Below are 19607 nucleotides of genomic sequence, written 5' to 3'. Positions count from 1 at the left end.
GGGGCTCCTTCCTCGGTGCCGGCTCAGGAGGCCGGGCTGGGTGCCTGGTCGGTGAGGACGGCCTCGCGGGTCCGCGGCTCCCCGCCCCCCGCAGGGCGGGGGCCGGCCTTGGCCTCCTTGCGCCACTGGGTGAGCGCCCGCTCGGTGTAGCCGTTGGGCTCGCGCCGGCCGGAGAACACCAGGTCCAGCGCGGCCTGGAAGGACGGGCTGCCGTCGAGGTCGGCGCTCATCGGCTGGTAGCCGGGTTCCCCGGCGTTCTGCTCGTCGACCAGGGCCGCCATCCGGGCGAAGGTCTCGCGCACCTGGGCCTCGTCGACCAGCCCGTGGTGCAGCCAGTTGGCGATCTGCTGGCTGGAGATGCGCAGGGTGGCGCGGTCCTCCATCAGGCCCACCCCGGCGAGGTCGGGCACGGTCGAGCAGCCGATCCCCAGCCCGACCCAGCGGACGACGTAGCCGAGGATGGACTGGGCGTTGGTCTCCAGCTCGTGCCGCTTCTCCTCCGCGGACAGCCCGGCGCCGCCGTCGGGCAGCACCGGGGGCACGAGCAGGCCGCGCCGGTCGGCCGGCGGCCGCTGCGCCAGCTCCCGCTGCACGGCGAGGACGTCGGTCTCCAGGTAGTGCAGCGCGTGCAGCGTCGCCGCGGTCGGCGAGGGCACCCAGGCGGTGTTCGCCCCGGCCCGGGGGTGGGCGCCCTTGGTGTCGAGCATCTCCCGCATCGCCGCCGGCTTGGCCCACATGCCCTTGCCGATCTGCGCCTGCCCGGCGAAGCCGGCCCGCAGCGCCACGTCGACGTTGCGGGCCTCGTACGTGGTCAGCCAGGTCTGCGCCTTCTGGTCGTCCTTGCGGACGACGGGGCCGGCCTCGAAGTCGGTGTGGATCTCGTCGCCGGTGCGGTCGAGGAAGCCGGTGTTGACGAAGATGACGCGGTCGGCGGCGCGGGCGATGCAGGCCTCGAGGTTCACCGAGGTGCGCTTCTCCTCGTCCATGATGCCGATCTTGAGGGTGGTGGGCGCCATGCCGAGCGCCTCCTCGACGGCGGCGAGCAGCTCGACCGACACCGCGACCTCGTCGGGCCCGTGCATCTTCGGCTTGACCACGTAGACGCTGCCGGTGCGGGTGTTGGGGTACCGGCCGTTGCCGCGGAACTCCTGCAGGGCGGCGACCGCGGAGACCAGCGCGTCGAGGACCTCCTCGAGCACCGGCTCGCCGCCGGCGGTGCGGACGGCGTCCAGCCGCATGTGGTGGCCGACGTTGCGCACCAGCAGCAGCGACCGCCCGGGCAGGGTCAGCTCGCCGCCGTCGGCGCCGACGTAGCGGCGGTCGCCGTGGACGGCGCGCGTCACGGTGCGCCCCTCCTTGCCGAAGGTCGCCGTCAGCTCCCCGGTGCGCAGCCCCAGCCAGGTGCGGTAGGCACCGACCTTGTCCGGGCCGTCGACCGTGGCGACGGAGTCCTCGAGGTCGACGATCGTGGTGACCGCGGACTCCAGCAGCACGTCGGACACCCCGGCGTGGTGCTGCGCGCCGACCGTCGTCGACGGGTCGACGGTCAGCTCCAGGTGCAGGCCGTTCCGGCGCAGCAGGACGGCGGCCGGTCGGTCCCCGCCGGTGTCGTCGGCCGGCCGGTGGCCGGCCAGCTGCGCCGGGTCGGCCAGGCCGGTCGTCCCCGCCGGGGTGTCGGCGGCCAGCTCGCCGGGCGCGGGCACGCGGTAGGCGGTGACGTCGGCGTGGCTGCCGCCGGCCAGCGGGCAGAAGCGGTCCAGCAGGCGGTCGGCCTCGGCGATGACCTGCGCGCCGCGGCGCTCGTCGTAGCCGCGCGCGAGCTCGTGCTCCAGCGGCAGGGCGTCGGTGCCGTAGAGGGCGTCGTACAGCGACCCCCAGCGGGCGTTGGCGGCGTTGAGCGCGTAGCGGGGCACGGTGGCCGGCACGACCAGCTGCGGGCCGGGCACCTCGGCGATCTCCCGGTCGACGCCGGTGACGTGCACCTGCGGCTCCTCGGGCGGGAGCAGGTAGCCGATGCCGGTGAGGAAGGCCTCGAGCTCCTCGACGTCCCCGGCCCCGTGCTCGCGGTGCCAGGCGTCGATCCGCCCCTGCAGCTCGTCGCGGTGGCGCAGCAGGCCCTCGACCCGCCCGGCGAAGCGCTCGTGCAGCGTGGCGACCGTCGACCAGAAACCCCCCGGCTCCAGGTCGAGGCCGGCGAGCAGCTCGTCGGCCACGAAGTCGCGCAGCGCGGGGTCGACCTGCAGCCCGCCCGTCCCGGTCGTGTCGGTCATGGTGCCCACCCTGGCCCCTCTCCTCGTGCCCTGCAGGACGGCCCGCCGGCGGTGGTCAGAAGCGGCCGGGCTCGGCGGTGCGGGCCTCGTGCCGCCGGCGCAGCCACGGGGGGCGCCGCCGGCCACCGGGCGCGCGGGCCGCGGCGATCGGGTCCACGCCGCGGATCGAGGCGTCGAGCAGCTCGACGGGGTGGAACATCGGCAGGTCCCCGGGCCAGTACCGGCGGATCTGCAGCAGGCAGCCGGGGTTGGCGGTGGCCAGCGCGTCGGGGGCGACCGACAGCACCTTCTCCACCTTGCGCCGGCCCAGCTCCCCGGCGGGCCCGGGTTGGACGAGGTTGTAGATCCCCGCGGAGCCGCAGCAGATCTCCGCCTCGGGGATGTCGGTGACCTGCAGGCCGGGGATGGTGCGCAGGACCGCGCGCGGCTGGGCGCGGACCCCCTGCGCGTGCCCGAGGTGGCAGGCGTCGTGGTAGGCGAGCCGGCCCTCGACCGGGTGCCGGGGCGCGACGGGTTCGAGCTCGGCGAGCAGCTCGGAGACGTCGCGCACCTTGGCCGAGAAGTCGGCGGCCCGCTCGGCGTAGGCCGGGTCGTCGCGCAGCAGCCGGCCGTACTCCTTGAGCGTGGAGCCGCACCCGGCGACGTTGGCGACGATCGCGTCGACGTCGGTGGCGGCGAAGACGTCGATCAGCCGCCGGGCCCGCGCCAGCGCCTCCGGCTCCCGCCCGGCGTGCTCGCTGAGCGCCCCGCAGCAGCGCTGCGCCCGCGGCGCGACCACCTCGCAGCCCTCGGCGGCGAGGACGCGCACGGTGGCGGCGTTGACGTCGGCGAAGAAGACCCGCTGCACGCAGCCGGTGAGGAAGCCGACCCGCCGCCGGCGGGTGCCGACGGCCGGCGTGACCTCCGGGGTGCGGGCGGCCAGCCGGCGCAGCCGGGCCGGGGGCATCAGCTCCTCCACGGCCTGCAGCCGGTCGGGCAGCAGCGACCAGAGCCGCCCGCGGTGCAGCAGCCGGCGGGCACCCGAGCGCTGGTAGGCCGCGCCGAGGACGGCCGCGACCCGCAGCCGGCCGGGGTGCGGGAACAGCGCGAAGACGGCGGCCCGGAACAGCCGGTCGTGCCGTTCGCGGCGGTGGTGGCGTTCCAGCTGGGGGCGGACGGCCTCGATCAGCTTGTCGTACTGCACCCCGGACGGGCAGGCGGTCACGCAGGCCATGCACCCGAGGCAGGCGTCGAAGTGCTGCACGTAGGTGTCGTCGAGCGCGACCGCCCCCTCCCGGCCCAGCTTCATCAGGTATATGCGGCCGCGCGGGGAGTCCATCTCCTCGCCCCAGAGGGCGTAGGTCGGGCAGGTGGGCAGGCAGAACCCGCAGTGCACGCAGTCGGAGATGAGCTCGGCGGAGGGCGGGTGGTGCAGGTCGAACAGCCCGGCCCCGTCGCCGCCGGCCGGGGGCGGGGCGACGGTGAGGCGCAGGTCCTCGTCGCGGCTGGTCTCGTGACCGGTCTCGCCTGCGGTCATGACCGGGGGCCGTCCTCTCGGGGTGCGGGGTCGAGCCAGGAGCCGAGCCGGCCCGGGGCGCAGCGGGCCTGCGGGTCCAGGCGCCGGCGCAGGGCCCGCAGCAGCCCGACCGACGACGGGGGCGGGCCCAGCGGGTCCAGCTCGGCGTCGACCGCGGGGGGCCGCTCCCGCAGCAGGACGGTGCCGCCGAGCGCGAGCACCCGCGCCCGCCACGCGGTGACGGCCGCGGCCACGGCGGCCGGCGGGCCGGTGAACCGCGCGGTGTGCAGGCCGAGCGCGGGGCGGCTGGCCAGCCCGGTGCGGACGCCGGCGTCGTCCCCCGACGCGGCGAGGGCCCGGGCGACCTCGGAGGTGCGGCCGGGCCGCGTGCCGGCCGCGGCCAGCGTGGCCTCCCCGTCGGGCCGGTGCGGCTCGGCCAGCCGCCGCCACACGGCCTGCTCGCCGTCCCCCGTGCGCCACGCGGCGGGCGCGCCGTCGGCGAGCAGCGCGAGGGCGGCCTCCCGCCGGCCCTCGACGCCGGCGGCGGTGCCCTCGAAGCGGGCGGCGAGCAGCCCCCCGTCGAGGTCGGCCCAGTCGACCGCGGCCGGCTCCAGCGGGGAGGCGCGCAGCCGCCGGGCCAGCTCCGCGGCCCGGTCGACCGGGACGCGCACCGTGGCGGTCGCGCTCGCCCCCGGGCGGGGGTGCAGCCGCAGCACGACCTCGGCGACCAGCCCCAGGGTGCCCAGCGACCCGTACAGCAGCTTGGGCAGGTCGTAGCCGGCGACGTTCTTGATGACCCTGCCGCCGCCGCGGGCCACGGTGCCGTCGGGGAGCACGAGGGTGACGCCGATGACGAGGTCCCGCAGGGCGCCGTAGCGCAGCCGGCGCGGCCCGGAGTCCCCGGTGGCGAGCAGTCCGCCGACGGTGGCGCCGGCCTCCTCGGTGCCGGGGTCGAGGGCCAGCCACTGCCCCTCCTCCGCCAGCAGGGCCTGCAGGTCGGCAAGCGGCATCCCTGCGCCGACGGCGACGGTCATGTCCGCCGGGTGGTAGGCCAGCACGCCGGACAACCGGGCGGTGTCCACGACCAGCGCGGGCTCGGCGGGGCGGCCGGCCCAGGCCCGCTTGGTGCCGGCGCCGCGGAACAGCAGCGGGCCCGACGACCCGCGCAGCAGGTCGGCGGCCTCGGCGACCGTGCCGGGCTGCTCGACGCGGGTCCGGGTGCCGCCCGCGACCGTCATGCCGGCCTCACAGCCGCTCGATGACGCCGGCCGCCTCCAGCGGGTGCGGGCGGTGGGGGCCGGGGCGCTCGCCGCAGAGCCGCGGGGTCGGCAGCACCTTGCCGGGGTTGCAGATGCCCTGCGGGTCGAAGGCGGCGCGGACCCGGGCCATGACGGTGAGGTCGTCGGGGCCGAACATCTTCGGCATGGAGCAGGCCTTGTCGCTGCCGACGCCGTGCTCGCCGGTGATCGACCCGCCCTGCTCGACGCACAGCTCGACGATCGCCGTCGCCAGGTGCTCGGCGCGCTCGGCCTCCCCCGGCACGGCGCCGTCGTAGAGCACCAGGGGGTGCAGGTTGCCGTCCCCGGCGTGGAAGACGTTGGCCACCCGCAGGCCGGCCTGCTCCGACATCTGCCGGATGCGGGTCAGCGTGCTGCCGAGCCGGGTCCGGGGGATGACGCCGTCCTGGACGAAGTAGTCGGGGCTGATCCGGCCCATGGCGGCGAAGGCCGCCTTGCGCCCCTTCCAGACCCGGGCGCGCTCCTCGGGGTCCGCGGCGATCCGGACGTGCGTGGTCCGGTTCCGCCGGCAGATCTCCTGGACCCGCTCGAACTCGTCCTCGACCTCGGCGGCCACCCCGTCGAGCTCGACGACCAGGGCGGCGGGGCAGCCCGGGGTGTAGCCGGCCTGCACCGCCCGCTCGCAGGCGTCGATCGCGAGCTCGTCGAGCATCTCCACGGCCGCCGGGACGATGCCGGCGGCGACGATGTCGCTGACCGCGTTGCCGGCGTCCTCCGCGTCGGCGAAGTCGGCGACGAGGGTGCGCACCGCCTCGGGGCGGCGCAGCAGCCGGACGGTGATCTCGGTGACCACGCCGAGCGTGCCCTCCGACCCCAGCACCACCGCCCGCAGGTCGGGGCCGACGGGGTCGGGCGCGTCCCCGCCGAGCTGCACGACGTCGCCGTCGGCGGTGACGAAGGTCAGGGCGAGCACGTGGTTGGTGGTGAACCCGTACTTCAGGCAGTGCGCGCCACCGGAGTTCTCGGCCACGTTGCCGCCGATGGTGCACACGACCTGGCTGGAGGGGTCGGGGGCGAAGTAGAGGTCGTGCGGCGCGACGGCGGCCGAGATGCCGGCGTTGGTGACCCCCGGCTGCACGACCGCGCGCTGGTCGTCGACGTCCACGGAGAGGACCGCGCGCATCCGGGCCAGGCCGATCACGATGCCGTCGGCGACCGGCAGGGCGCCGCCGGAGAGCCCCGTGCCGGCGCCGCGGGCGACGAACGGGACGCCGTCGCGGGCGCAGAGCCGGACGACGGCGGCGACCTCCTCGGTCGTCGCGGGCAGCACCACGAGCGCCGGGGTGACGCGGTACCCGGTCAGCCCGTCGCACTCGTAGGTGCGCAGCTGGGCGGGCTCGGTGATCAGGCCGCCGGGGCCCACGGCCCGGGCGACGTCCGCGCGGAAGGCCGCCGTGACTCGGCCGGCCGGCGGCTCCGGGAGGAGGTCGAGGTACTCGCCGGCGTACGTCGTCACGCCTCGCCCCTCCCCTGCACCGGGTGTGCTCCCCGACACAGTAGGGCGCGGGTGCACGGGGCGCAGCCCGCTGTGCGGGCCGGGACGCGCAGCCCGCTGTGCGGGCCGGGACGCGCAGCCCGCTGCGCGGGCCGGGGCCGGGCGGACCCGGCCCGCGCGGCGGGGTCGGCCTCAGGGTTCGACGGTGACCTTGATCGCCTCGCCCCTGGCGACGACGTCGAAGGCCTCCAGGGCCCGGTCGAGCGGCAGCCGCGCGGTGATGAGGTCCTTCACCGGCACCTGGCCGCTGGCGATGTACTCCAGCGCGCGCTTGTTGTGCGACGGCGCCGACCCGTTGGCCCCCATGATCATCAGCTCCCGGTAGTGCACCAGGTTGGAGTCGCACTGGATGAAGGGGTTGGTCTTGGGCAGCCCGCCGAAGAAGGAGATCCGCCCGCGGCGCGCCGCCATCCGGATCGCCTGCTCCTGCGCCACGTTCGCCGCCGTCGCGGTGATGACGACGTCGGCCCCGCGCCCGCCGGTGAGCTCCTTGACCCGCTCGACGACGTCGACCTCGCTGCCGTTGATGACCTCGTCGGGCCCGACCGCCTTGGCCGACATCGCCAGCCGCTCGGCGTTGACGTCGATGAGGAAGACCCGCTCGGCGCCGTTGGCCCGCGCCAGCCGGATGTGGATGCAGCCGATCGGCCCGGCCCCGAAGACGACGACCGTGTCGCCCTCCCCGACGTGCACCAGCTCCTGGGCGTTGATCGCGCAGGCGAACGGCTCGGCGACCGAGGCCTCGTCGTAGCCGATGTTCTCGGGGATCCGGTTGAGGCCGTCGACCTTGAGCACCTCGCGGGGCACGACCAGGTACTCGGCGAAGCCGCCCTCGTACTGGTAGCCGACGGAGGTCTGGTTCTCGCAGACCGCCATCCAGCCGCGGCGGCACTCGTAGCACTCGCCGCAGGGCACGGCGGCGATCACCTGCGCGCGGTCGCCGACCGACCAGCCGCTGACGTCCTCGCCGACCTGCACCACCTCGCCGGCGATCTCGTGGCCCATGGTCCGCGGTGGGTCGATGTTCTGGTGCCCGTTGTTGCGGATCTTGACGTCGGTGCCGCAGGTCGAGCAGTTGCGGACCCGCAGCTTGACCTCGTCCGGCCCGCAGACGGGCTCGGCCACGTCCTCGATCCGGACGTCCCCCGGTGCGTAGAAGCGCACGGCCTTCATCTGTGGTGTTCCTCCTCCGCCGGGTCGCGGGCTCGCCGTGCGGCGCGCGCCCCGGGACGTCGTGGGTGGGGTCAGTCCTCGTTGACCGAGTGGAGCAGCTGGTGGACCTCCTCGGCCGAGCCCGCGGCCAGGAGCCGGTCGACCTCGTCGGTGTCGGAGAAGACGACCGCCATCTTCCCCAGGATCTCCAGGTGACCGCCCTCGACGCCGGCGACGCCGACGGCGAAGCGGACCTCGTTGCCGTCCCAGTCGATGGGCTGGTCGTAGCGGACCACCGACAGGGCCGAGCGGTGGATGGACTCCTTGGCCTCGTTGGTGCCGTGCGGGATGGCCAGGTAGTTGCCCATGTAGGTCGACACCGACCGCTCCCGCTCGAACATGGCGTCCACGTAGGCGGGGTCGACCGCGCCGGCGTCGACCAGGATCTGCCCGGCCTCCCGGATCGCGTCGTCCTTGGTCCGGGCGCTGCCGGGGACCTTGACCTGGGCGGGCGTCAGGATCTCGCTCATCGTCTCGTGCACCTCACTGCTCGGGGTAACGGCCGGCCGGTGAGCTCGACGCTCCCGGCCGGCCGTTCCCGGGGCAACTCGGATCAGGCCGCGGCGGCCCTCAGCGGGACGGCCTCGAGCGGGACGGCCCTCAGCTGGACGACGAGGCGCCCTGCGTGTTCGTGGTCCGCAGCTGGTCCACGATCGCGTCGTACTGCGGGCTGTTCATGAAGTTGTCGACCGAGACGTGCTGGGCCGAGGGCGACATGCCCCGCGCGCGGGGCGTGAGGTCCTTGTGCGTGACGATGAGGTCGACGTCGTCCTGCAGGTTGGCGATGGCGATGTTGGTGACCTCGACGTCCGAGAACCCGGCCTTCTTGATCTTGTTGCGGAGGACCGAGGCGCCCATGGCGCTGGAGCCCATGCCCGCGTCGCAGGCGAACACGATGCGGTGGACCGGCCCCCGCTGCTCGCCGGCGGCGGCCGCCGCGGCGTCCCCGTGGGCCCAGCCGGCCGCCTCGTACTGGTCCTCGACGGCCTCCTCGGAGGCGGTGAGGGTGCCGGCGACGGAGCTCTTCTTGCCCTTCATGGCCTCCATCGAGGCGGTCGCCTCGGAGAGGTCCCCGCCCCTGTTGCGGCTGAGCCGCAGCAGCAGCGAGCAGATGACGAAGGACGTCAGGCAGGACAGGACCACCGACAGGATCACGCCCGCGAAACTGCCGCCCGGGGTCTGGGCGAGGACGGCGATGATCGAGCCGGGGGCGGCCGGGGCGCGCAGGCCGGCGTCGAAGACCACCAGGGTGCCGATGCCCACCATGCCGCCGGCGATGGTGCCCAGCAGCAGGATCGGCTTCATCAGCACGTACGGGAAGTAGATCTCGTGGATGCCGCCGAAGAAGTGGATGATCGCCGCGGCCGGGGCGGTGCTGCGCGCCATGCCGGTGCCGAAGAACATGTAGGCCAGCAGCACGCCCATGCCCGGGCCGGGGTTGGCCTCGAGCAGGAACAGGATCGACTGGCCGGTCTCGGCGGACTGCTGCACGCCGAGCGGGGTCAGCACGCCGTGGTTGATGGCGTTGTTGAGGAACAGCACCTTGGCCGGCTCGATGATGATGCTGGCCAGCGGCAGCACGCCGTTCTCGACCAGCCAGTCGACGCCGTTGCCGAGCGCGGTGGAGATCCCCTCGACGGCCGGGCCGAAGGTGAAGAAGCCGACGACGGCGAGCGCGGCGGAGACGATACCGGCGGAGAAGTTGTTCACCAGCATCTCGAAGCCGGGCTTGATCTTGCCGTCCCACAGCCCGTCGACCTGCTTCATCACCCAGGCGGCCAGCGGGGCCATGATCAGCGCGCCCAGGAACATCGGCTGGGAGGTGCTGACGATGACGCCCATCGTGGCCACCACGGCGACCACGGAGCCGCGGACGCCGTAGACCATCCGGCCACCCTGCGAGGCGATCAGCAGCGGAAGCATGTAGATGATCATCGGGCCGACCAGGCCGGTGTTCGGGTCCCCGGCGTCGTTCGTCCCGAAGCCACCGAGCCCACCGATGGGGGTCCACCCGGTCTCGATGAAGAAGGCCGTGATGAAGCCCCAGGCGATGAAGGCGGCGATGTTCGGCATGATCATCCCGGACAGGAACGTGCCGAACTTCTGGACTGCGACCCGGGCGCCGGAGGCCCCCGCGGGTGCTGCTGTCGACGTGCTCACTGGCTTCCCTCTCGATGGCAGACGGGTACCACCCCGTGACGGCCGTCCCCCGTGGAGGTGGGCGGCGTTCCCAGCTCGGTTGGCGGTGACCAGGGTCACGCACGACGAGCGGCGTGTCAACACCTTCCCAACGAAACCCACATCAACACAGATGGAGGCAACACAGTCGGGCGCGCACGGGCGACCGGGGCGCGCGGGGCCGCACACTCGGGGGGTGACGGGCGAGGACCGGGTACCCGGCGATCCGCGGGACGACGCCGGGGACGAGGCGGGCGGCGACCCGGCCTGCTGGCTGGCGCGGGTCTGCCCGGACTGCGGCCGGGTCGCGGACCGCGATCCCCCCACCCGCTGCGCCGGCTGCGGCCGGCCCCTGCTGCCGGCCTGACCGCGCTGCCGCCGCCCCGGGCACGCCTGCGCCCGCCGCCCCGGGACGGACCCCGGGGCGGCGGGCGCGGGTGGAGCGGCGGGGTCAGCCCCCGCGGACCCCGGCCGGGGCCTCGTGGACGAAGTGCCCGGCGTCGTGCGTCCGGAAGTTGTCCTCGAGCTCCTCGAGGGTCCGGCCGCGGGTCTCCGGCGCGAACTTGGTGACGAAGACGATCGAGCCGGTGTTGACGAGCGCGAACAGGCCGAACGTCAGCGTCGCGCCCAGCGCGGCGACCAGCGGCGGGAAGGCGAAGGAGATGGCGGCGTTGACCGTCCAGAGGACGAACACCGCGATGCCCATGGCGAACCCGCGGATGGTCATGGGGAAGATCTCCGACAGCAGCAGCCACACCAGCGTCCCGATGAACGTCTGCACGAAGAAGACGACGAGCAGCATGGCGGCGAGGATCAGGTAGCTGCGGAGGTCGGACTCGGCCAGCAGGAAGCACAGCGCGAGGATCGCGTGCCCGGCCGCCACCCCGACGAAGCCGGTGATGATGAGCGGCCGCCGGTTGACGAACCCGAGCAGGATGATCCCGATGATCGTGCCGATGATCGCGATGACGCCGACGGTGATGGTGAGGACCAGGCTGGCGCTGGCGCCGAGGCCGGTGTCCTCCAGGATCGTCGGCGCGTAGTAGTTGACGGTGTTGATGCCGGTGGCCTGCTGGACCGTGGCCAGCCCGCAGCCGATCCAGAGGACCCGGCGCATCCACGGGTAGGCCCGCAGGTCCTGCAGCGCCCGGCCCTTGTCCTCGGCGAGGTCGCGCCGGGCGTGCTCGGCGACGACGTCGTACTCCTCGGCGGCCTCGGCCGCGGGCCGGCTGAGCTCCAGGACCCGCCGGGTGTCGTCGAGCCGGTCGCGGACGGCGTACCAGCGCGGCGAGTCCGGCAGGACGAACAGGCCGACGAAGAGGGCGATCGCCGGGATGGTGGCGACGCCGAGCATCCAGCGCCAGACGTTCGGGTCGTCGATGACCGCGTCGAGGACGGCGTTGGTCGTGAAGGCGAGGAACTGCCCGGTCACGATCATCAGCTCGTTGATCGTCACCATGCGGCCGCGCTTGGACACCGGCGCCATCTCGGCGAGGTACAGCGGGACGACCGCCGCCGCGGCGCCGACGCCGAAGCCGAGCAGGACGCGGCCGGCCACCATGATCGGGACGTTCGGGGCGACCGCCGTGATCAGGGCCCCGAAGAGGAAGAGGACGGCGCAGACGAACAGGGCACCGCGCCGGCCCAGCGCGTCGGCCAGCCGGCCGCCGAGGAGTGCGCCGAAGGCGGCGCCGGGGAAGAGCAGCGAGCTGACCACGACCGCCTCGCTGAGCGGTGTCAGGTCCAGGTCCTCGCCCATGTAGAGCAGGGCGCCGGAGATGACCCCGGTGTCGTAGCCGAACAGCAGGCCGCCGAGCGTGGAGATGACGGTGAGCTTGACGAGGAACCGGTTGTGGCCCGGGGGGCCTCCGGTCCCGGCGGGGGTCCCGCCGGGGGGGTGGTGGATCGCCGACATGGCGCCTCTTCTCGGGAGGGGGGCCGGTGCGGCCCCGGGTGCGGGGAGGGGACGGGGGTGGAGGGAGCGGGGCGGGTGATCGCGCGGGTCAGGGCGCCCGACGGCGGATCGGCACCCGCCGCACCGCGGCCGCTGTGGGCGAGCACACCCCCGCCCGGGGGAGCCGTCGGCGGTTCGGGCACCACCGGCGCCGGGGACCGGGGACGATGGGGACGTGACCGCGGGACCCCGGAGCCGGCCGGCACCCGGGGGACCCGGTCCCGCCGGAATCGTGGCGCTGCTCCGCCGGCGCGGCCGCTCGGCGGCCTCCCGTGCGCTGCGGCTGACGGCCGCGACGGTCGCGGCCTACCTCGTCGCGCGGGCCCTGGGGCTGGCGGACCCGCCCCCGCTGATCGCCGCGCTCACCGCGCTGCTGGTCGTCCAGGCCACGCTCACCGGCACCGTGGTCAACGGCGTCCAGCGGGTGCTGAGCGTCGTCTCCGGCGTGGCCCTCGCCGTCCTGTTCGTCGCGGTCGTGGGCCTGACCTGGTGGAGCCTCGCGGCGCTCGTCGCGGCGTCGATCCTCGTCGGCCAGCTGCTGCGCCTGGGGCCGCACCTGGTGGAGGTGCCGATCAGCGCGATGCTGGTGCTGGGCGTGGGCGCCTCGACGGCGGGGACCGTCGGCGCCGACCGCGTCCTCGAGACGCTGGTCGGGGCGGCCGTGGGCATCGCCGTCAACGCCGCCGTCCCGCCCGCGGTGCAGACCCGGTACGCGACCCGGTCGGTCGGCCACTTCGCCGCGGAGATCGCCGGGCTGCTGCACGGGGCGGCGGCGGAGCTGCGCGCGGGCGCGGTGGGGGTGGAGCAGTCGTCCCGCTGGCTGCAGGACGCCCGCCGGCTCAACCGGCACGTCCCCCGGCTGGACCGCGCGCTCGCCGACGCCGAGGAGAGCCGCCGGCTCAACCTGCGGGCGCTGCGGGCGCCGTGGGTGCCCGACGGCATGCGAGCCGGGCTCGACGCGCTGGAGTACACCTCGGTCTCGCTGCGCACGCTGTTCCGCGCCATCGACGACGCCACGCGGGAGCGGACCGGCGTCGCCGCCGACGCCGCCTACGCCGACACGGTCCGGTCGAGCACCGCGGCCCTGCTCGAGCGCATGGGGGACGTGGTCGACGCCTTCGGCCGGCTGCTCACCGAGCCGGCGCGGGGTCCGGAGGACGACCGGGCCGGGCTGCTCGCCGGCTCGCTGGCCGCGCTGGGCAGCGACCGCGCCCTGGTGCGGGACCTGCTCCTCGAGGACCCGCGGAGCCGGGCGGGGCTGTGGGAGCTGAACTCCGCGCTCCTCACGACGGTGGACCGCATGCTCGACGAGCTGGGCCCCGTCCCCGGCGGAGGTGCGGTGACGAGGCGCCGCGCCGCGCTGCAGCTGCGGGTCGGTCGCCGTCCGCTCTGATCGCGGTGCGGGCATGGCTGGTCTCCAGACGGGCGGGGGCGGGCCGGGCGGGGCAGGGCCAGGGGCGGGCCGGGCGGGGGCAGGGCCCGGGGTCAGAGGTCGCCGTCGAGGAACTGGGCGCGGCCGAGCCCGAAGGACCAGTCGGCCCGGGTGTTGGCGGTGACGGAGACGACGAGGTCGCCGGGCGCCAACCCGGTCACCTCGCCCAGGCGCTCGCACAGCCGGGCGTAGAGCGCCCGCTTCTGCTCCTCCGACCGCCCCTGCTGGACGACCTGGAGCACCACGAGGTCGTCGGTGCGCTCGATGCCCAGCCCGGTGTCCTCGCAGATGAGGTGACCGGGCCGGTGCTCGGTGAGGACCTGGTAGCGGTCGCGGGGCGGTGCGGCGAACACGTCGAGCAGCACCTCCTGGACGGTGTCGGCCAGGAGCCGCAGCTGCTCGGGGGTGCGTCGTCCCTCGACGACGTCGATGCGGACCAGGGGCACGGGAACTCCCTCGACGGCGGGATCGGCCGGCGTGACGCCAGCCACACGTCGAGGACTATGTCAGGACATTACGTCTTTGTGAAGAGGGAGCCGGAAGATCCTCAGCGGCCGACGAGCGTGGTCTCGAAGTCGTAGCGGGACGCGCGGTAGACGTGCCGGCCGTGCTCGACGGCGGCGCCCTTGTCGTCGAAGGCGGTGCGCTGCATGGTCAGCAGGGCCGACCGTGGCGGCTCCTCGAGCAGCCGCGCCTCGTCCGCACGCGCCAGCCGCGCGCCGATGCGCTGGTGGGCCACCCGCAGGTGCACCCCCTGCCCGCGCAGGTACTGGTAGAGCCCGCGCTCGGTGAGCTCCTCGAGCGTCGGCTCGAAGCGCCCGGGCAGGTAGTTGGTGAGCAGCGCCAGCGGCTCCCCGCGGGTCCGCCGCAGCCGGCGCAGCGCCACCACCTCCTCGCCCGGCGCGAGGTCCAGCTCCTCGGCGACGTCGGCCGGCGCGGGCACCCGCTGCAGCGAGAGCACCTCGGTGGTCGGCTTCTCGCCGCCGCGGGCCAGGTCGTCGTAGAGGCTGGTCAGCTCCACGGAGCGGCGCACGTGCGGCTGGATGACCTGCGTCCCGACCCCGCGCTTGCGCACCAGGAGGCCCTTGTCGACCAGTTCCTGGACCGCGCGCCGCACGGTGGGCCGCGACAGCCCGTAGCGCTCGGCGAGGGAGAGCTCGTTCTCCAGCCGCGACCCGGTCGGCAGCCGCCCCTCCGAGATGGCGCTCTCGATGGCGTGCGACAGCTGGAACCACAGCGGCGTGGGGCTGGAGCGGTCGATGTCGAAGGTCGGCACGTCGGCCACCTCGTCCTCCTCGTCCTCCTCGTGCGGGCGGGCGCGCGGCCGGAGCGGCGGCGACACACCCGCATGATCGCACCGGGCACCGGGTCTGCCCTCACCTCATCGGGGCAATCGGTCGTCGACACAAAAGTTCGTCCGTATGTCAGGACAAAGTCTTGACGGCGTGCTGTGCGGTGGCGCACAGTCGCAGACGACCGACGACAGACCGCCGACAGGACGGAGCGCACCGTGGAGAACGCCCACGACGTGGTGGTGATGGGCCGCAGCGGCGTCGACGTCTACCCGCTGCAGACCGGGGTCGGCCTCGAGGACGTCGAGACGTTCGGCAAGTTCCTCGGCGGCAGCGCGGCCAACGTGGCCGTCGCCGCGGCCCGCCTCGGGCACTCCCCCGCCCTCGTGACCGGCGTGGGCGAAGACCCCTTCGGCCGCTTCGTGCGCCGGGCGCTGCGCGACCTCGGGGTCGACGACCGGTTCGTCGTCGTCGACCCCGACCACCCCACGCCGGTGACCTTCTGCGAGGTCTTCCCGCCCGACGACTTCCCCCTCTACTTCTACCGGCGCCCCACGGCCCCGGACCTGCAGGTCCGCCCCGAGGACCTCGACCTCGACGCCGTCCGGGGTGCCGACCTCTTCTGGGCCACGGTGACCGGCCTGTCCGAGGAGCCCAGCCGGTCGGCGCACCACGCCGCCTGGGCCGCCCGCGGCCGGCGCCGGCACACCGTGCTGGACCTCGACTACCGTCCGGTCTTCTGGGCCTCCCGCGAGGAGGCGAGCGCCCAGGTGCGTGCCGCCCTCCCCCACGTCACGGTGGCCGTCGGCAACCGCGAGGAGTGCGAGGTCGCCGTCGGGGAGACCGACCCCGACCGCGCCGCCGACGCCCTCCTCGACGCCGGGGTGGAGCTCGCCGTGGTCAAGCAGGGGCCGCGCGGCGTCCTCGGGAAGACCCGCACCGAGCGGGTCGTCGTCCCCCCGACCCCCGTGGACGTCGTCAACGGCCTCGGCGCCGGCGACGCGTTCGGCGGCTCGCTGGTCCACGGCCTGCTCACCGGCCGGCCGCTGGAGCAGCTGCTGCACGCGGCCAACGCTGCCGGCGCCCTCGTCGCCTCGCGGCTGGAGTGCTCGACCGCCATGCCCACCGCCGACGAGGTCGCCGCGCACGTCGCCGCCCACCCCGTGCCCCGCCTGGAGGAGACCCGTGCCTGACACCGCCCTGACCCTGGACGAGGTGGCGGCACCCGCGCCCCGCTGCCGCACCTACGCCGAGATCACCGAGCTGCGCAGCCGCGACCCGTGGGCGGTCGGCCGCGCGCTGGCCGACCGCCGGCGCCGCGCCTCGTTCCTGCCCGAGGACGGCCGGCTGATGCTCGTCGCCGCCGACCACCCCGCCCGCGGTGCGCTGTCGGCGCAGGGCCGGCCCACCGCGATGAACAGCCGGACCGAGATGCTCGACCGGCTGCGGACCGCCCTGGCCCGGCCCGGGGTCGACGGGCTGCTGGCCACCGCCGACATCGCCGAGGACCTGCTCCTGCTCGGCGCCCTGGAGGACAAGGTCGTGGTCGCCTCGATGAACCGCGGCGGGCTGGCCGGGGCGACGTTCGAGCTCGACGACCGCATGACCGGCTACGACGTGGCCGGGGTCGTCGACGCCCGGTTCGACGCGGCCAAGATGCTCAACCGCATCGACCTCGACGACGCCGGGACCGTGGCCATGCTCGAGAGCGCCGGCCGGGCGGTGAGCGAGCTGGCCCGCGCGGGCGTGATCGCCATGCTCGAGCCGTTCCTGTCCCGGCGGGTCGACGGCCGGGTCGTCAACGACCTCGGCCCCGACGCGGTCATCAGGTCGGTGCACATCGCCCAGGGCCTGGGCGCCACCTCCGCGTTCACCTGGCTCAAGCTGCCCGTGGTCACCGAGATGGCCCGGGTCATGGACGCCACCACGCTGCCCACCCTGCTGCTCGGCGGCGACCCCTCCCGCCGGCCCGAGGAGACCTACGCGCAGTGGCAGGACGCCCTGGCCCTGCCCTCGGTCCGCGGCCTCGTGGTGGGCCGGACGCTCCTCTACCCCCCGGACGACGACGTCGCCGCCGCCGTGGACACCGCGGTCGGGCTGGTCCACCCGGGGGGCGCCCGGTGACCGCGACCACCCGCTCGCTGCACCTGCCGGCCGGCAGCGCCGCCTCCGGCCCGTACGCCGTCGAGGTCACGCCGGGGTCCGCCGGCTGGGGCCACGCCGGGCTGCGCGTCCTCGAGCTGCCCGCCGGCGGCGTCCACACGCTCGGCACCGGGGACGACGAGGTGCTCGTCGTCCCGCTGTCCGGCTCGCTCACCGTCCGCTGCGAGGGGCAGGCGCTGACCCTCGCCGGCCGGGCCGGTGTCTTCGCCGGGCCCACCGACTTCGCCTACCTGCCGCTGGGCAGCACCGCCGAGCTCGCCAGCGAGAGCGGCGGCCGGTTCGCCCTCTGCAGCGCCCGCGCCTCCCGGCGGCTGCCGGTCCGCCACGGCCCGGCGGCCGGGGTACCGGTGGAGCTGCGCGGCGCCGGGCGGTGCAGCCGGCAGGTGAACAACTTCGCCACCGCGGGGGTGTTCGAGGCCGACTCGATCATCGCCTGCGAGGTCCTCACCCCGGGCGGCAACTGGTCCTCCTACCCGCCGCACAAGCACGACGAGACCTCGGCGGAGGAGACCGAGCTCGAGGAGATCTACTACTTCGAGGTGGCCCCCGGCCCGCACGGGGAGGCCGGCCTCGCCTACCACCGCGTCTACGGCACCCCCGAGCGGCCGATCGACGTCCTCGCCGAGGTCCGCGACCGCGACGTCGTCCTCGTCCCCCACGGCTGGCACGGGCCGTCGATCGCCGCGCCCGGCCACGACCTCTACTACCTCAACGTCATGGCCGGCCCCGGCCCCGAGCGCGCCTGGCGGATCGTCGACGACCCGCAGCACGCCTGGGTGCGCGACACCTGGGCCGGGGAGGACCTCGACCCGCGCCTGCCCCTCACTCCCCCCGCCGGCCGACCCCAGGACGGAGCGTCCCGACCGTGAGCGACCACTTCCCGCCGCCGGCCGCCGAGGAGACGGTGCGGCTCACCGTCTCCCAGGCCGTCGTCCGCTTCCTCGCCCAGCAGCACACCGAGCGCGACGGGCAGCGGCAGCGCCTGTTCGCCGGCTGCTTCGGCATCTTCGGCCACGGCAACGTCGCCGGGCTCGGCCAGGCCCTGCTGCAGGCCGAGGTCGACGAGCCCGGCGCGCTGCCCTACGTGCTGGGCCGCAACGAGCAGGCCGTGGTGCACACCGCCGTCGCCTACGCCCGGGCCCGGGACCGGCTGCAGACCTGGGCGGTCTCGACCAGCGTCGGCCCCGGCGCCACGAACATGGTCACCGGCGCGGCCCTGGCCACCATCAACCGGCTTCCGGTGCTGCTGCTCCCGGCCGACACCTTCGCCACCCGGTCGGCGAGCCCGCTGCTGCAGGAGCTCGAGCGGCCCGACAGCGGCGACGTCACGGTCAACGACGCCTTCCGCCCGGTCTCGCGCTACTTCGACCGGATCTGGCGGCCGGAGCAGCTGCCGGCCGCCCTGCTCGCGGCCGTGCGGGTGCTCACCGACCCGGCCGAGACCGGCGCGGTCACCCTGTGCCTCCCGCAGGACGTGCAGGCCGAGGCCTTCGACTGGCCGGTGGCGCTCTTCGCGGAGCGCACCTGGCACGTCGGGCGCCCGCTGCCCGAGCCGGCCGCCCTGGCCCGCGCCGTCGAGGTGATCCGCTCGGCCCGCCGGCCGCTCGTGGTCGCCGGCGGCGGGGTCGTCTACTCCGGCGCCACCGACGCCCTCGACGCCTTCGCCCGCGCCACCGGCATCCCGGTCGGCCAGACCCAGGCCGGCAAGGGCGCCCTCCCCTACGACCACCCGCAGTCGGTCGGCGCCATCGGCTCGACCGGCACCACGGCCGCCAACGCCCTGGCCCGGGACGCCGACGTCGTCATCGGCATCGGCACCCGCTACCAGGACTTCACCACCGCCTCGCGGACGGCGTTCAACGACCCGGGCGTCCGCTTCGTCAACGTCAACGTCGCCGCGCTGGACACCGTGAAGAACGCCGGCGTCGTGGTGCAGGCCGACGCGCGGGAGGCGCTGACCGCGCTGACCGCGGCGCTGGCCGGCTGGTCGGTCGACGACGGCCACCGCGCCCGCACCGCCGAGCTGGCCGCGGAGTGGGACCGCATCGTGGAGGCCGCCTACCACCCGGCCACCCCGGGTGCCGGGGAGGGCGGCCGGCTGACCCAGAACGAGGTCATCGGGCTGGTCAACGACGTGTCCGCGCCGCGGGACGTCGTGGTGTGCGCGGCCGGCTCGATGCCCGGCGACCTGCACAAGATGTGGCGCACCCGCGACCCCAAGGGCTACCACGTCGAGTACGGCTACTCCTGCATGGGCTACGAGGTCGCCGGCGGCATCGGCGTGGCCATGGCCAGCCCCGACCGCGACGTCTTCGTCATGGTCGGCGACGGCTCCTACCTGATGATGGCCACCGAGCTGGTCACCGCCGTCCAGGAGGGCGTGAAGGTCGTCGTCGTCCTGGTGCAGAACCACGGTTTCGCCTCGATCGGCGCGCTGTCCGAGCAGCTCGGGTCGCAGCGCTTCGGCACCCGGTACCGCTACCGCGACGCCCGCGGCCGGCTCGAGGGCGACGTCCTCCCGGTCGACCTGGCCGCCAACGCCGCCAGCCTGGGCGTCGACGTGCTGGTGGCCCAGGACGGCCCGAGCCTCGAGGCCGCCCTGCGCAAGGCCAAGGCCGCCGACCGCACCACGGTCGTGCACGTCGAGACCGACCCGCTGGTCGACGCCCCGTCCAGCGGGTCGTGGTGGGACGTCCCGGTCGGCGAGGTCTCCACCCTGCGGAGCACCCAGGAGGCCCGGGCGGTCTACGACCGCTGGAAAGCCGTCCAGCGCACCCCCCTGGCGCCGTCCGAGCGGCCCACCACCGAGTCCTGAGCA

The 19607-nt window shown here is 75.0% G+C and carries 16 protein-coding genes; 6 read left to right on the top strand and 10 right to left on the bottom strand.

What is annotated here, in order from left to right:
- Positions 1–23: 23 nt before the first annotated feature.
- The 7 genes from D0Z06_RS07750 to D0Z06_RS07720 all read right to left on the bottom strand — a co-directional run bounded on the left by D0Z06_RS07750 (position 24) and on the right by D0Z06_RS07720 (position 9930).
- Positions 24–2270 (bottom strand): malate synthase G, encoded by a 2247-nt coding sequence (locus tag D0Z06_RS07750; RefSeq protein ID WP_117376936.1) that lies wholly within the window; start codon positions 2268–2270, stop codon positions 24–26.
- Positions 2271–2325: 55 nt separating this feature from the next.
- Positions 2326–3786 carry a (Fe-S)-binding protein gene (locus D0Z06_RS07745; protein ID WP_117376801.1) on the bottom strand — a complete coding sequence of 487 codons (1461 nt, stop codon included), beginning with the start codon at positions 3784–3786 and terminating at the stop codon, positions 2326–2328.
- Positions 3783–5003, bottom strand: a complete 1221-nt coding sequence (locus D0Z06_RS07740; protein ID WP_117376800.1) for an FAD-binding oxidoreductase — start codon at positions 5001–5003, stop codon at positions 3783–3785. The genes D0Z06_RS07745 and D0Z06_RS07740 overlap by 4 nt, the downstream gene beginning before the upstream one ends.
- A 7-nt stretch (positions 5004–5010) precedes the next feature.
- On the bottom strand, positions 5011–6519 hold the full coding sequence (locus tag D0Z06_RS07735; protein WP_117376799.1) for an FAD-linked oxidase C-terminal domain-containing protein: 1509 nt from the start codon (positions 6517–6519) through the stop codon (positions 5011–5013).
- Between the two features lie 171 nt (positions 6520–6690).
- Positions 6691–7731 (bottom strand): zinc-dependent dehydrogenase, encoded by a 1041-nt coding sequence (locus D0Z06_RS07730; protein WP_117376798.1) that lies wholly within the window; start codon positions 7729–7731, stop codon positions 6691–6693.
- Between the two features lie 71 nt (positions 7732–7802).
- The gene (locus D0Z06_RS07725; protein ID WP_117376797.1) at positions 7803–8240 is read right to left on the bottom strand and encodes a PTS sugar transporter subunit IIA; all 438 of its coding nucleotides are present in this window, start codon (positions 8238–8240) and stop codon (positions 7803–7805) included.
- Positions 8241–8370: 130 nt separating this feature from the next.
- A complete protein-coding gene (locus tag D0Z06_RS07720; RefSeq protein ID WP_117376796.1) occupies positions 8371–9930 on the bottom strand; it encodes a PTS mannitol transporter subunit IICB in 1560 nt (519 codons plus the stop codon).
- A 214-nt stretch (positions 9931–10144) separates the two neighbouring features.
- Here D0Z06_RS07720 and D0Z06_RS25680 point away from each other — a divergent pair, with 214 nt between their 5' ends.
- Positions 10145–10315 (top strand): hypothetical protein, encoded by a 171-nt coding sequence (locus D0Z06_RS25680; RefSeq protein ID WP_199522193.1) that lies wholly within the window; start codon positions 10145–10147, stop codon positions 10313–10315.
- An 84-nt stretch (positions 10316–10399) separates the two neighbouring features.
- Here D0Z06_RS25680 and D0Z06_RS07715 read toward each other — a convergent pair whose 3' ends face one another.
- On the bottom strand, positions 10400–11863 hold the full coding sequence (locus D0Z06_RS07715) for a sugar porter family MFS transporter (protein ID WP_233517527.1): 1464 nt from the start codon (positions 11861–11863) through the stop codon (positions 10400–10402).
- A gap of 271 nt (positions 11864–12134) precedes the next feature.
- Between D0Z06_RS07715 and D0Z06_RS07710 the strand changes: the two genes are divergently transcribed.
- Positions 12135–13295 carry an FUSC family protein gene (locus tag D0Z06_RS07710; protein WP_158579908.1) on the top strand — a complete coding sequence of 387 codons (1161 nt, stop codon included), beginning with the start codon at positions 12135–12137 and terminating at the stop codon, positions 13293–13295.
- Between the two features lie 92 nt (positions 13296–13387).
- Here the strand turns inward: D0Z06_RS07710 and D0Z06_RS07705 are convergent, their stop codons facing one another.
- Complete coding sequence (locus tag D0Z06_RS07705; RefSeq protein ID WP_117376794.1) at positions 13388–13780, bottom strand: tautomerase family protein; 393 nt, start codon at positions 13778–13780, stop codon at positions 13388–13390.
- Between the two features lie 101 nt (positions 13781–13881).
- Positions 13882–14676 (bottom strand): GntR family transcriptional regulator, encoded by a 795-nt coding sequence (locus tag D0Z06_RS07700; RefSeq protein WP_304999752.1) that lies wholly within the window; start codon positions 14674–14676, stop codon positions 13882–13884.
- A 168-nt stretch (positions 14677–14844) separates the two neighbouring features.
- Between D0Z06_RS07700 and iolC the strand changes: the two genes are divergently transcribed.
- Genes iolC through iolD form a run of 4 tightly spaced genes read left to right on the top strand, consistent with a single transcriptional unit; the run spans position 14845 to position 19604 of the window.
- Positions 14845–15819, top strand: coding sequence for a 5-dehydro-2-deoxygluconokinase (iolC, locus tag D0Z06_RS07695; RefSeq protein WP_199522192.1), 975 nt, complete (start codon positions 14845–14847; stop codon positions 15817–15819).
- On the top strand, positions 15812–16750 hold the full coding sequence (locus tag D0Z06_RS07690; protein ID WP_233517526.1) for a class I fructose-bisphosphate aldolase: 939 nt from the start codon (positions 15812–15814) through the stop codon (positions 16748–16750). Before iolC ends, D0Z06_RS07690 begins: the two co-directional genes overlap by 8 nt.
- Complete coding sequence (iolB, locus tag D0Z06_RS07685; RefSeq protein ID WP_117376793.1) at positions 16747–17658, top strand: 5-deoxy-glucuronate isomerase; 912 nt, start codon at positions 16747–16749, stop codon at positions 17656–17658. The genes D0Z06_RS07690 and iolB overlap by 4 nt, the downstream gene beginning before the upstream one ends.
- The gene (iolD, locus tag D0Z06_RS07680; protein ID WP_117376792.1) at positions 17655–19604 is read left to right on the top strand and encodes a 3D-(3,5/4)-trihydroxycyclohexane-1,2-dione acylhydrolase (decyclizing); all 1950 of its coding nucleotides are present in this window, start codon (positions 17655–17657) and stop codon (positions 19602–19604) included. The genes iolB and iolD overlap by 4 nt, the downstream gene beginning before the upstream one ends.
- Positions 19605–19607: the final 3 nt, after the last annotated feature.

The sequence above is a fragment of the Geodermatophilus marinus genome (assembly GCF_003428645.1).
GTDB lineage: Bacteria > Actinomycetota > Actinomycetes > Mycobacteriales > Geodermatophilaceae > Geodermatophilus.
This window is presented reverse-complemented; position numbering and strand designations above follow the sequence as displayed.

Bases quoted from the DNA above. Each gene is read 5' to 3' on its own strand.
- D0Z06_RS07750 (WP_117376936.1), bottom strand. From the start codon at position 2,270: ATGACCGACACGACCGGGACGGGCGGGCTGCAGGTCGACCCCGCGCTG.
- D0Z06_RS07745 (WP_117376801.1), bottom strand. From the start codon at position 3,786: ATGACCGCAGGCGAGACCGGTCACGAGACCAGCCGCGACGAGGACCTG.
- D0Z06_RS07740 (WP_117376800.1), bottom strand. From the start codon at position 5,003: ATGACGGTCGCGGGCGGCACCCGGACCCGCGTCGAGCAGCCCGGCACG.
- D0Z06_RS07730 (WP_117376798.1), bottom strand. From the start codon at position 7,731: ATGAAGGCCGTGCGCTTCTACGCACCGGGGGACGTCCGGATCGAGGAC.
- D0Z06_RS07725 (WP_117376797.1), bottom strand. From the start codon at position 8,240: ATGAGCGAGATCCTGACGCCCGCCCAGGTCAAGGTCCCCGGCAGCGCC.
- D0Z06_RS07715 (WP_233517527.1), bottom strand. From the start codon at position 11,863: ATGTCGGCGATCCACCACCCCCCCGGCGGGACCCCCGCCGGGACCGGA.